Genomic DNA, 13,224 nt, shown 5'->3' with positions numbered 1-13,224 from the left:
AGAAAAGGTAAAATCTCCCCATCACAATGGCTTTTAAACACAACACCATCTTGTTGCAAACTCCATTTTAATGCAGGATAATTATAAATCTCCCCATTAAAAAACACCACAACATCGCCCCTTGTATTCTTAAAAGGTTGCGCCCCATTTGCCACATCATTAATGCTTAAACGACACATCCCCCCTAAAAAATTCCTATGTTTATAGTGATAGCTTCCATCAGGTCCCCTTTTTGCCATCGCTTGTAACATCGTTTGTAGCGCATTTTCTTGCCCATTTATGGAATCCAAACTCACAATCCCCGCAATCGCACACATATTTTTACCTTAAATATAGCTTAAATTTAGCGTTCATACTTCATTATCCGAAGGTTTTCCCAATTCCGTTTTGCGTTCATAGTTCATTCTACGAAGGTTTTCCCAATAAAAGTTTTTCCAGCCTGTTTTCAAAACTCTCATTTTGATACGCACGCATCACACACTCTGCCCCCTTAGACAAACGGGTGCGCTCCATTGTATTAGAAGCAATACGCATAATCAAACCCGCAAGCCCTTTAAAATCCTCTGGCATAAAAAACTCCGCGCCCCCATTACCAAAAACTTCTCTATGTGTAGAAATATCTGACAAAATGAGAGGTTTTTTCAAACAAGCAGCTTCCAAAACTCCATTGGGAAAACCTTCGGATAATGAACTATGAACGCATATATCGGCTCTTTTTAAAAAAGGATAAATATTTGATTGATAACCTAGCAACAACACATTCTCCATTTTATGCGACCTTATAAACCCTTCTAGCTCCCCCCTTTGCTCTCCTTCTCCTAAAATCATAAGCTTAATCTTAGAATCCTTAAGCTCCAAAAACGCCTTTAAAAGTGTTTTATAATTCTTTTGTGCGTGCAACCTCCCAACAGCTACACAAACCACATCATCGCCACAAAATAAAGATTCCATTTCCCCTAAACTCGCATTGGATTGCTCTAAAATTTGCCTTGTGTTAATGGGATTATAAAGCAAAAACACCTTATCTTTTGGAATCTTAAAATGATTAATCACATCTAAACACGAGCTTTTAGAATTACACACAACAGCCCTAGCCCCCATAAAACACATTCTATAAAGCCCCTTATTCACTTCAGCTTGCGGAAATGTCGCCGCCACAAAAGACGGCTCACAACGCACGAAAATATCATAAGGTTTGTTTAGCATTTTCGCACTTAACGCCACAAAATAACTTGTGATAAAATCCATAAAAGACACGAGCAAATCGCACTCCCTAGCCCCCTGCATAATCCTATCTATAATCAAAAACGCATTCTCACTTAATTTACAGCCCTCATCGCTTAAAATAAATTCCACTTCTAAGCCTGTTAAATCCACTAAATCCTGCGTTTTTTTAAGCACGATAAGCTTTGTTTGGATTCCACTCTGCCCCAAAGTTTTTAAAAGCATAGGCAGCACCTTTTGCGCCCCACCCCCTTTACGCATCACATCAATCACAAACGCGATTTTTCTCACTCAAATTCCTTTTGAATCACACAATAAATATAGGGAGCAAAAAACTGATTGCCCACATAAGATTCCACATTTTTCATTTTATTCCAAACAAATTTTGTAATCGCATTGCCTATATCCCTATGTTTTTGCAAATTGCTACCAAAGATTTTCCTAGCACTAACCCCCCAAGCTGGAATCCCCATAGAAAACTTTCCCAAATATCCGCTATCTATAATCTTAAACCCTTCTATATTATGTGCCTTAATTAAATCTTGCAAAGATAATAAATTATGGATTTTTAATATTTCAGGCTGATAGCAATAGCAAAACAATTTATGAAATGATAATGCAGAAAAATTTGGAATAATACTCACAATTAAACCCTTTTCACTAACCATAGTAGAAAAAATATCAATAATTCTTTTTGTATTTTCAAAATGCTCAATCACTCCCAAAGAATACACCAAATCATATTTAAATCTCTTATCCCCTTCATACAATCCACCCTCACTCTCAATATCAAATATATCTTTACAAAATATATCTCCCTTCACTCCGCAAACACCTAGCCGCTCCTTCACTTCATCACAACCAATTTGCGAATAATCAACCCCCCCCCCCGACTAGAGAAAATCTTTTGATTAAATAAGGAAGCCAAAGAGAATCCCCACATCCTACTTCCATAATACTTTTAACATTACCACCTCTAATTGCGCTCTCAATCACACTTGCAATACTTCTAAAGTCATAATAAATAGGTTTCCAGTTAGGATTAATATCCCTTTTAGATATTTGATAAGAACCATCCCAATGCTCTTTACTGCTTTTCTTTTCTATATTTTCCATTTAAGACTCCTTTAAACTAAATTTTTCCATCAGCAATATCTTTTAATATCCCAGCAATAGCTTCCGCCGCGCGCCCTTGATTGTATAAATTCTCATCGCGATATTTTTTTATTTTTTCTCTCAAAATCGCCCCCCCCCCGCAGCTAATTCAGATTCTAATTGCAATGCAGTTTCCACACATTCTTCCACACTTAATGCAACTCTATGTAAAATAGGATTTTCAAAAGACATTCCAAAATTCCTAACACGCAAATCAAATTCTTTTTTTGGTGGAGCAAATAAAATTGTTGGGCGCAAAGTGCTAAGAGGTGTGCTATAACTCACAGAAGAATTATCTGTAATAACAATGCTTTTTGCTAATTGTTCTTGATTAATATTTTCTTGAGTGTCTATACTAAAATTCTTATGTTGCATAAAACCATCAAGATAAGCATAAGAACTAATGCCATATTGTTTAGAATAACTTAAACAAGCAGAATGCAACCTAAAAACAACCTTCTTTCCCATATTCAACAAATCTTCTATAACCTTTCTACATTCAAAGCCATTAAGCCTTGGGATAAACATAAACGCTTCTATAATATCACTTTGGCAAATACTCTTCGCATCTAAAGATAAAGACCCCGCATCCAAAAGCTTTGTTGGAATTTTGCAATATTCAAAAACTTGCTTAAAAGCCTTTTTAGAAATCTTATCTAAAGTCAAATAATAATCAAATCCATAAAAATATCTCTTAATATAACGCATTAAATATTCTAATTTCTGCCCCTTTGGGAAAAATTGAAATGCTTCGCATAGAGTGTGTCCATAGCCCACCTTTATTATCTTATGTGTGCTAAGCAGCAGCATTAAGCTTCCACCAGAGAAAAATACGCTTCTATTAATAAAAAAGTCTAGTAATATCCAAGGGCAAATAAGAATTTTATAGCGACTATCAATATTCTGCTTATTGTTTAAATAAGATTCTAAATTTCCAAAATACACAACAATTTCTTCCTTTTCAAATGGAGAATATTCAACAAGAAGTCCCCTAGAAAAAGTCAGAAATATTCCCTTCTTCATCTGTAAAAAATCCCCAGCTTGCACACTTCTACAATAAGACAAGCAAGCCTGTATTAAAGGAGCAAACACCACATCATCTAAATAATACGCAAACAAATCATAAAAATAATAAAAATGTGTAATCCATTGATTTTCAAAAATATGTAAAACTCTACCATTTTCTAATATTTCAAATTTTTTCTCTTTATTTTCTACTTCCTTTTCAATCGCATTTGCAAGTAAAAATGCAGTATAAACCCTTCCATCTATCACTTTTGCGATTCCATATTTTTGACATTTTTGGAGCAACTCCTCTTGCACATCTCCCGCACACACAAGCAAATAATCCCCACTTGATACAATAGCCTCCCTATTTGCCGCTAAAGAAGTCTTATCCTCCCTATCATCTAACATTATAAATTCCACATCAATAAGACAATCTTTTAAGATATTCACGCAAGCAGCAGCACACCCACCAGCAGGATACACATAACACTGCTTTTGTATCTTAATATCCCTATATTTCTCTATATCTTCCACGCTTTCCTCCAAGCACAAAAAGTATAAATATACCAAATCTTAGCAAAATCCACCCTAACACCCCTATCAAAATCCCTTAAAAGATTCCGCACATAATTCCTATCTAAATACCCCTTAGAATACTCCAAAACATCCTCTAACAAGTAACACAACTCTCCTTTAATCCACGATTCTAATGGCACTCCAAACCCCATCTTAGGGCGATATATTAAAGATTTAGGCAAAAACTTCTCCAAATACCGCTTAAATAGCACCTTACCCCCTGTGCCATCCCTTTTTATCGCACTTCCTAGCCCCACAGCATAATCCACAAGCCCCACACCCAAAAGTGGCTCTCTCATCTCAAGCCCCACACGCATACTAGCCCTATCCGTCTTTACCAAAATATCATAAGGCAAATAAGTTTGACAATCAAAACAGCTCATCACATCAAAAACATCACCAAACTCTTGCCTTAAACTAGAAATCACAGACAAACCATTGCGCATAAAATCCTCCGCCCTAAAATGCGAAATCTCCACCAAATAATGCTCTAAAAAATCCCTTGCCTTCAATTGATTTTTAATGCGTAAAAACTTATCAATCCCCAAAGTAATTCCAACTTTATTTGCCACACTAACCACAAGCTCAGGCGGCAAAGCAAATAGCGCATTAAAAACTTTCAAAGCCCTAAATTTAGTATATTCTTTCCAGCGTGACTCCGCCCAAAAATACCTATCATAACCAAGCATTAGCTCATCCCCACCATCAGCACTTAAGGCAACTTTATGCGTTTGCGCAATTTTTCGCGCTAAAAGCAAAGTTGGAATCGCCGAGCTATCAGCAAAAGGCTCATCATAAACAAAGGGCAACCCCAAAATCAGCTCCTTTGCCTCATCAATAGAACAGATAAAACAACGATTCTCCACGCCCAAAGTTTGCGCCACTTCCCTAGCAAAATGCGACTCATCAAACTTAGCCTCCTTAAACCCTATGCTAAAAGTTGTAAAACCATACCCCAAGTCCTTCAAAACAGCGCACACAAGCGAAGAATCCACCCCACCACTTAAGCACACCCCCACAGGCACATCGCTCACCATCCGCCTTTTTATGCTAGTTTGTAAAAGCGATTCCAACTTTTCACAATCCAACTCCTGCTTTTGCTTAAAAGATTCTTTAATATCATAATAACAAGTTTTTGTGAAGTTTTTTTTGGAATCCAAAACCGCATAATGCCCCGCTTCTAGCTTATAACAAGACTCCAAAATGCTAAAGGGAGCAGGAATATATCCGTGCGCAAAATAATAGCTTAAAGATTCCTTATTAATAGACTTTTTAAGCTTAGGATAAGAGAGAATCCCTTTTAACTCCGAAGCAAACAAAAACACATTGGAATCCAAATAATAATACAAGGGCTTAACGCCCATTCTATCGCGGCACAAATACAACTTTTGCTCTAAATTATCCCACACCACAAAGGCAAACATTCCATCAAAACGCTTCACACACTCCACGCCATAGCGCATAAAAGCCCTTAAAAGCACCTGCGTATCGCTTCTTAAATCAATTTGGATTCCATCTTTTTGCAACTCTTTAGCAATTTCTTTGTAGTTATAAATCTCCCCATTAAACACCAACACATACCGCCCATCTCTACTCACAAAAGGCTGACGCGAAAAAGAACTTAAATCAATGATAGATAAACGCCGATGCGCTAAAGCAACTCTAGCCTTACAAGCATAATACACCCCGCAATCATCAGGTCCACCAGAGACCATAGAATCCCGCATAGATTCTATACTCTCAAATAAACCCCCAAAAGAACTTGCCCCATCATCAAACTCCCAACCACCAACAATCCTACACATCTCTTAATACTTTTCTAAAAGGTATTTTGCAAGCCACGCACTAGCCATCCCAAAATTATAAACATTTTTATCCCTATACTGCTTAATCCTCTGATTCCAACTTGATAAATTATTAAAGATTGTATCAACAAGCAACAAAATGCCCCCCCCCCCCGACACCAATATCAGCTTTAACACCTAAATCTTCATCAATATTTTCAGCATACAAAACAATACAAGGACACAATGTTAATAAAGGAAAAGAATATTTTGTTGTCGTTTTACCACAAATCAAACAAAAAGCTCTTGCATAACTCTCTATCTCTGTAGGATTGCCTCTATCAATATGGACACGACCAACAAACTCCACTCCATCTAGGGCGTCTCCCCATTCATATCGGTATCTTAAAATCACACGATATTGGCTACTAATACAATCAATAAGAGGCAACATTCCTTGTAATTCCTCCAAATTATAAGGGGCAACCAACACACTATCACGCAAAGCTGTAACCTGCCTTAATGCTCCAACTACCATATCATAAGCCAAATACCCACTTTTTAAAAAATTTCTACCACTAGATTTAGGAAGAAATTTTTTTCCAACGCAACAAATACTATCTGCTTTAAGCTGCTCTACATCAATGCGATTAAAATCCACAACCCCGTGTCCAATATAAACAATTTTTGCATTAGAATGATAGTCATATTGACCAGTTACACAAATTGCATTAGGAAAATCTAGGAGATACAAAAACTCATAAGAACAATACAAAATACAACCATTCTCATCTTCAATCTTATTATGCACGCGCTCAAACGCGCCCGGTTCTGCACAAAAATATAAAACCTTTCCTCCTCTTTTAATAATTTCATCTGCTAACAATCCAAAATGCTTATCTTTAACAAAATCAGGCAAAACCAAACAAAAAACTTTACCCCAACCTTTTCTTTTACACTCTAATTGGATTTTCTCAATGCTTTGTTTTGCATAATGCAATACACCATCAACAACATAACGAATTTTATAACATTCAAGCCTCTGCACAAAAGCCATATAATGGCTATTATAATCTGGATTTAACTTACTTAATGCAATATACACCACATCTTCACAAGAAATTCTTTCTTTAATAACCTCAAAACAAATTTCTTTATCCCCATCATCAATAAAATTAGGCACAATCCCATCTACATATTCCATCATCCACGCTAGCTGTAACCCTGTTACACCTCTTGGATACACATACACCGCCATTTCACTTCCTCTCTTCTGGCATATCCCTTGACTCCCACACAACACCATTTGTGCGAACATTTCCCTCAAGCACTCTATTATTTGACCACTCTGTGCAAGTCTTACAAATTGCAAAAGTTTTAAAATCAAAAGTGAGATTCTCCTCCCTTAAAACTTGCATAGCCTCTCCCTTCCATATTTCCTCTAAAGTGTTTTTTCTTACATCTCCCACACAAACATTCTCCCTCCCTATCGTTGCTGACATAGAACAACAAGCTACAACCTTTCCATCAGGTCTAACCGCCAACATATTAAACCAAGGCCAATGGCACGGGTATCTACCTTCTGGCATAGGACTCTTACTATATCCATTATCATAGTAAGAAATCTCATGACTAAAACTAATGTAATTTATCACATCTAAATAAGGATTCCAAAATTCCTTATAAGCTCCTACCTCTTCCTTTGCCTTACCTACTAAAACACAATTAAGATTAATTTCCACATCTTTTTTCAAATCTCTTACCTGCTCCATAAAATAAATAATATTATTTCTTACCTTATTGATATCAGCGCCACGAATCTTACGATAAGTTTCCTCACTTGCTCCATCAACACTAAAACGAATATAAGTGAGTCCAGCTTCTAGTAATTTCTTTGTGGCTTTTTTATCCAAAAGAGTTGCATTAGAGGTAAGACCAACCCTCTTAACCCCCTTCTCTTTTGCATATTTAATAAAATCATAAATCCTATTATCCAAAAGCACTTCACCAGGACTAGTAAAATCCAATTCACATTGATATTTAACAGCATAGTCAATACACTGATAAACATAGTCATTTTCTAATGTTACTCTCTCAAGAAAAAAAGAGGGTTTTTGTAAGGCTTTAGAATGAAAAATACACATCACGCAGGACAAATTACATTGATTAGTCAGTTCAATTGCCAGCTGATTAGGGGCATTGTAAAATAAGGTGGTTTTCTTTAACAAATCATCAAATAACATTCTTTGATGAACACTATACAAACTCCAAGAAAAAGAGAGATTAAAAAGTTTTCTTGATTCTAAAAAAAACTTCTTTTCTAAAATATTTTGCGGCACTTTTTCATTGATACGAAGCATTTTATGTAAGCGATTACGCAACTTTCTATCCAACAAATTATTTCTATACAATTTTTCAATTTTATAATTATCAATCGTTAAATTTCTTTTTAGAGAAAATAAAGCAAAATCATCAATCTCTAAAAAATAATTAGGCTTAGGATAATAATACAAATTACCCTCACACTTTAAAGATTCTTCTATAAACTTATCAACATTACATACATCGTCCTTGCTATTTAAAGGATAATTAATCCCAAAAACCTGCCAAGCATCTTTCAAAGAACAAACTTCTTCTAATACATTCAACATCACATCACTAAAAAAACTAGAAATTGCATACTCAACAATCTCACCTTCTAACCTATCTTTTAACTTCAAGGCTTCAATAAGCCCCCCCCCCCCGCAACTCCAGTGCGACTAAAATTTAAGATAAAATAACGCATTTTTACTCCTTAATCAATAGTTTTCTCTTATTATACCAATTGATAATCCAATTAGCTATGTACTCGCTTGAATTTTTAAAATTATACAAATCCATAAAACGATAATGATTGATTCGATTTTTCCATTCTATTTTCACGCTGTCTTTTGTCAAAGATTCTAATGTAGCTAAAAAGCCATTAATATCATTGCCAAATATTCTAATGTGTAAATTTTCATTATAAAAACTATCATTTTCTAAGACATCTTTTAAAATTTCATTTTCATCAGGATACAGCAAAATGGCTGGTCGCATAGTAATTACAGGATAAGAGTACATCATAGAAGAATATAATTCAACCATAGTAATACTTCTTTCTAAATCCTCCACATTTAATCTAGCTTTACTATTATCCCAATAAACAAAATTATCATATTTTAAAAAAGACTTTATAAAATTATCCTCTCTTTCTTGCGTTTCTACACCAAGCCCAAGTAAAGGTGGGCAAGCTTTAAAAATCACTCTCCATCCACGCTCTAAGGTTGCTGCAATAAATCTTTCCAATTTCTCTGGAAACTCAAAGTTTAAAAAACAGGAAATAAAAATCACAGTATCTCTACTAACCACATCTTTAGAAAACTCTTCAAAGGCAACCACTTCCTTTTCGATAGAAGGATACCCACCCTTAACAAACTTTAAAGTGGGTTCTACATTGCCACCAAACTCTTGCAATTTAGCAATAACTTTATAAAGGCTATCACTATGGATATTAACATAAGAAGACATAAAAAACGCCATATTTAAAAACTCTAAAGATTCTCTAGAAGAACATACTTGATTAGGTATTTGTTCCATACTTGTTACAATCTTAAGGTTTTTAACATTTTTATGGAACTTCATCACATTTCCTTGCTCAATGATAAAAGGAAAAAAATCTAAACTCTCGAGCATTTCACAATCCGCACACACAAATAACTCTTGACGAGCTTCCATAGTTTTCACAATATCTTTAACCCAATAATGTTTCAAAGAAAAAATATATACAATATGCAACCCTGCAGATTTCAAATAATGAATAATATTTCCTAAATGCTTTTGTTCTACACTAAAACCACTCAAATGCACAGCAACAATATTTGAACAATCATACTCTCTCTTAAAATAATGATTAATTTTTCCTGCAATAAACTCTATGCCATCATAACACTGCTTTATTCCTTGAGACTCCAAATTTTCTAACAACAAATCATAATATTTTGGTGATGATAATAGTAGCTTTGCTGATCCCTCATTAATCCCTTTTTTAACTTTGGAAGATACAGCCTTTAAACACATTTCCTCATTAGCATCATCAATAAAGGAGTAAGAATCCCCCCCCCCCGCAGCCAATAGAATTAGAACGATTTAAAAAATCAATTGCCCAAGCCATATATTCAGCATTGCCACCTTTTGGATAAATGTAATAATGCATACTATTCCCTTATTAAGATATCCCGTTTATCATACCAGTCTATAATCCAATCTGCAAGAAACACGCTTGCATTTCCATAATGGTAACAATCTTCACGGCAAAAATCCTCAATCCTTTCCTGCCACTGTTTTTGAGTCCTCCCATCATTTGCTAATGTTTTAATAGTTTCTAACAATTCACTATCCTCTTCCTCAAAACATTGGATGTGCAAACTAGGATGGAAGAAGACATCATTTTCATTCCCTAATAAAGAGCTTCTGGGAGGATATAAAACAATAGCAGGACGTTTATTTACAGCAGGAAAAGAATAACACATAGAAGAGGAATATCCCACCAAAGCAATTGCTCTTTGATTCTCCTCTTGCGTCAATCTAGGAATTGCATAGTTTATAAAATTCTCATACTCTATAAATTGCTCTGCAAAGGCATTCTCAAGTGCATCAAGCTCAATATGTGGAGGACATTTCTTAAATAACACCCTAAAACCATTATCCAATAAATTACGCATAATCTTTGCATACCGATTCAAATGATATTCCTCTACTGAATCCATAACAAAAATCACTGTATCCCTCTTCACAGAAAAATCCAACTCCAACTGGCTCTGTTTATCAATAGAGGGATAGCCGCCTTTAACCAACCGCAAATAAGCATCAGGATAAATATTATCAAACTGCTGTGCTTTTACCACAACAGGATAAATGCTTTGAAAATGCACATTGACATAAGAACTCATCGCCATAGAAAAATCTTGTGCGGCATTAAACTCCTTAGGCAGCCAAATTCTATGGGGCATCTGCTCCATACTCGTAAAAATTTTCAAACTCTTAACATCAGGATGCACCTTAATCACATCTGCTTGCTCTATTAAAAATGGAAAAAAATTTAAATGTTCTAAAAACTCATATTCTGCAAAGATATAATCCTTATTTTGCTCCTTAAGCTGCTTTTCGAGCTCATTAACCCATCGACTACTAAAAGTAATCACATAAACAATTTTAAATCCATTCTTTTCTAATCGTTCTGGAATATCTCCTAAATGTTTTTGCGTCAATTCATATCCATTCAACAAAATCGCAATCAAACGCTTCGTGTTGGAATAAAACTTAGTAAAATACGCATTAAGCATTTTAGAAATCCACACTAAACCATCATAACACTCAAAAATCTCACAATCACGCAAATTTCCAAGCAATACATCACAATATCTTGGAGAAGAAAGTAATAATTTTGCCTCCCCCTTATTAATCCCCTCTTTAATGGCGCAAGACATTGTTGCTAAACTACTTTCTTTTTCTTTATCATCAACAAAAGAGTAGGTAACGCCCCCCCCCCCCGACACCAAGAACATCAACGCGTTTTAAAAAATCAATCGCCCAAGCTAAATATTTTGCATTCCCTCCATTTGGATAAATGTAATAATGCATATTTTCTCCTTATACCATTTTAGTTTGTGTTGTTGTATTAACATCAACATCATAACAAATCTTAAATTTTTCAGCACAGCAATCACAAATCGGAAATTCAGAAAACCGCATTAAAAGATTTTCCATTCTCAGTTTCTTAGCTTTCTCTGAGTTCCATACCGCTTTGCAACCTTCATTAAGAATATTGCCTATAGAATACAAATCATTAAACAAGACACTATTCATAGTTGTACAACACACCTGCACATTCCCGGAAGGATCTACATTAAAAGTATCCCAAGGCAATGAACACGCTAAAGATTGCGATTTCTCATTACTAATCTCCACACTATTAATATCCCTTCCCTCTGCATCATTAATAAGCAATCTTTTAAACACGATTCTTGTAATCACATCTCTACAATCCTCCCATTTTTTCAAATACATTTCTTCTTCTTTACTATCTACAAAAACATCTGTCAATACACAAGTTAAATCAAATTCAATATTTGCTCCCTGTGCATTCATTTTTCTAGCTAACTCTACACATTTTCTTACCCCTCCTTCTACTTTATGCAGATCTGTCCCCCGTATTTTCTTGTATGTCTCTGGAGTTGCACCATCAATACTAATCGTCATTCTATTTAGCCCCGCTTGCAATAATGCCTCTCCTTTCTCCTCAAGCAATGTTCCATTAGTTACCAAATACACAAAAGGGATTCCTTTTTCTCTTGCATAAGAAATAAACTTAGGCAACCGCTTATCTAAAGTAGCTTCCCCAGCAGCTGTAAATCCTATTGTAGAAACTTGGGAAGATTCTGATACAAAATCTACCACAGAATACACCACAGCATCATCTAAAAATCTCTTTGTTTTAATAAAATCTGTTTTTTGTAGAGGTTTTAGCGTTTTAGAGTGCAAAGGACACATTACACATTCTAAATTACAGATATTCGTAATAGTTACATTAACTGCACTTGGATAAGGATAAAACACTTCCATTTTATCAATCAAATCACGCAATAAATGTTCTTTAGAAACTGCATATTCACTCCATTTATAAGATATATTAAACAATTTTCTTGATTCATAAAAAAACTTTTTCTTATAAATTTTTTCATCAATGCCCTTTTCCCTACGCAATAAAGTGTGCAAAACACCTCTCAAATCCCTTTGGACAAGACCATTACGATAGAGCATTTCAATCTTAAAATTCTCCGGAGTCATACAATTTCGCAAAGAAAAAAATGCAAAATCATCAATTTCTTTATAACGATTCGGCTTAGGGTAATAATAAAGATTCTTATGATTTTTTTGCGCTTCTTCATAAAAACTCTTCGCAAAACTTATATCTGCAGAATCTTGCAAAGGATAATTAAAACCTAACAATACCCCCCCCCCCCGCACATCACCTTCTATTTCCATAGTTTTTAAAATTTTATAAACTCTATCATCAAAAAAATCATTTAAGACAATCTCCTCTACACCTTCCAAACCTAAAGTCTCAATAATGCTTGATACTCCACTACGCGGAAAATTCAAAACATATTTAGGCATTATCAACTCCTTATTAATAAAATAGCAAAATCTATCACAATATCACTTTCTTGCAAAACAAAAACTCATTACACCCAAGCCCAACAACCTTTAAATACACAAACAGCCGATACAGCCTACCGCTAGGATAAGTTGGCTTGTAATACGCCGTTGGACTATTCTTAATGCACTCAAAGCCATTTTCCTTCCATATCTCAATCACCCTGTCATTTTCTATCGGCTCATAGGGTAACCCACCAAGCCAGTCAATAATATCCGTGATTTTATACATTCCACGATT

Annotated in this window: 11 protein-coding genes and 2 pseudogenes; all 13 read right to left on the bottom strand. The window is 35.0% G+C overall.

Annotated features, from left to right (window positions below):
• Window positions 1-317: pseudogene (locus MRZ19_RS05370) on the bottom strand (asparagine synthetase B); the annotation flags it as partial.
• A gap of 88 nt (window positions 318-405) precedes the next feature.
• On the bottom strand, window positions 406-1,515 hold the full coding sequence (locus tag MRZ19_RS05365; protein ID WP_291031120.1) for a glycosyltransferase: 1,110 nt from the start codon (window positions 1,513-1,515) through the stop codon (window positions 406-408).
• Window positions 1,512-2,048 (bottom strand): hypothetical protein, encoded by a 537-nt coding sequence (locus MRZ19_RS05360; protein ID WP_291031117.1) that lies wholly within the window; start codon window positions 2,046-2,048, stop codon window positions 1,512-1,514. The genes MRZ19_RS05365 and MRZ19_RS05360 overlap by 4 nt, the downstream gene beginning before the upstream one ends.
• A 52-nt stretch (window positions 2,049-2,100) precedes the next feature.
• Window positions 2,101-2,340 carry a hypothetical protein gene (locus MRZ19_RS05355; RefSeq protein WP_291031115.1) on the bottom strand — a complete coding sequence of 80 codons (240 nt, stop codon included), beginning with the start codon at window positions 2,338-2,340 and terminating at the stop codon, window positions 2,101-2,103.
• Window positions 2,341-2,460: 120 nt separating this feature from the next.
• The gene (locus MRZ19_RS05350) at window positions 2,461-3,921 is read right to left on the bottom strand and encodes a hypothetical protein (protein WP_291031112.1); all 1,461 of its coding nucleotides are present in this window, start codon (window positions 3,919-3,921) and stop codon (window positions 2,461-2,463) included.
• Complete coding sequence (asnB, locus tag MRZ19_RS05345; protein ID WP_291031109.1) at window positions 3,909-5,768, bottom strand: asparagine synthase (glutamine-hydrolyzing); 1,860 nt, start codon at window positions 5,766-5,768, stop codon at window positions 3,909-3,911. The genes MRZ19_RS05350 and asnB overlap by 13 nt, the downstream gene beginning before the upstream one ends.
• A gap of 124 nt (window positions 5,769-5,892) precedes the next feature.
• Window positions 5,893-7,005 carry a hypothetical protein gene (locus MRZ19_RS05340; protein WP_291031106.1) on the bottom strand — a complete coding sequence of 371 codons (1,113 nt, stop codon included), beginning with the start codon at window positions 7,003-7,005 and terminating at the stop codon, window positions 5,893-5,895.
• Between the two features lies 1 nt (window position 7,006).
• A complete protein-coding gene (locus tag MRZ19_RS05335; protein ID WP_291031104.1) occupies window positions 7,007-8,467 on the bottom strand; it encodes a radical SAM protein in 1,461 nt (486 codons plus the stop codon).
• A gap of 67 nt (window positions 8,468-8,534) precedes the next feature.
• Window positions 8,535-9,845 carry a hypothetical protein gene (locus tag MRZ19_RS05330; RefSeq protein ID WP_291031102.1) on the bottom strand — a complete coding sequence of 437 codons (1,311 nt, stop codon included), beginning with the start codon at window positions 9,843-9,845 and terminating at the stop codon, window positions 8,535-8,537.
• Window positions 9,846-9,982: 137 nt separating this feature from the next.
• Window positions 9,983-11,332 (bottom strand): hypothetical protein, encoded by a 1,350-nt coding sequence (locus MRZ19_RS05325; RefSeq protein ID WP_291031100.1) that lies wholly within the window; start codon window positions 11,330-11,332, stop codon window positions 9,983-9,985.
• On the bottom strand, window positions 11,286-11,408 hold the full coding sequence (locus MRZ19_RS05320) for a hypothetical protein (protein WP_291031097.1): 123 nt from the start codon (window positions 11,406-11,408) through the stop codon (window positions 11,286-11,288). The genes MRZ19_RS05325 and MRZ19_RS05320 overlap by 47 nt, the downstream gene beginning before the upstream one ends.
• A 9-nt stretch (window positions 11,409-11,417) precedes the next feature.
• Window positions 11,418-12,944 carry a radical SAM protein gene (locus MRZ19_RS05315; RefSeq protein ID WP_291031094.1) on the bottom strand — a complete coding sequence of 509 codons (1,527 nt, stop codon included), beginning with the start codon at window positions 12,942-12,944 and terminating at the stop codon, window positions 11,418-11,420.
• 34 nt (window positions 12,945-12,978) lie between these two features.
• Window positions 12,979-13,224: pseudogene (locus MRZ19_RS05310) on the bottom strand (SAM-dependent methyltransferase); the annotation flags it as partial.

Source organism: Helicobacter sp. (assembly GCF_022770205.1).
Taxonomy (GTDB): Bacteria; Campylobacterota; Campylobacteria; order Campylobacterales; family Helicobacteraceae; genus Helicobacter_D.
The sequence above is the reverse complement of the archived record's forward strand: the minus strand, read 5'-3'. Positions and strand labels throughout refer to the sequence as shown.

Bases quoted from the DNA above. Each gene is read 5' to 3' on its own strand.
- MRZ19_RS05355 (WP_291031115.1), bottom strand. From the start codon at position 2,340: ATGGAAAATATAGAAAAGAAAAGCAGTAAAGAGCATTGGGATGGTTCT.
- asnB (WP_291031109.1), bottom strand. From the start codon at position 5,768: ATGTGTAGGATTGTTGGTGGTTGGGAGTTTGATGATGGGGCAAGTTCT.
- MRZ19_RS05340 (WP_291031106.1), bottom strand. From the start codon at position 7,005: ATGGCGGTGTATGTGTATCCAAGAGGTGTAACAGGGTTACAGCTAGCG.
- MRZ19_RS05330 (WP_291031102.1), bottom strand. From the start codon at position 9,845: ATGTGTTTAAAGGCTGTATCTTCCAAAGTTAAAAAAGGGATTAATGAG.
- MRZ19_RS05325 (WP_291031100.1), bottom strand. From the start codon at position 11,332: ATGTTCTTGGTGTCGGGGGGGGGGGGCGTTACCTACTCTTTTGTTGAT.
- MRZ19_RS05320 (WP_291031097.1), bottom strand. From the start codon at position 11,408: ATGCATTATTACATTTATCCAAATGGAGGGAATGCAAAATATTTAGCT.
- MRZ19_RS05315 (WP_291031094.1), bottom strand. From the start codon at position 12,944: ATGCCTAAATATGTTTTGAATTTTCCGCGTAGTGGAGTATCAAGCATT.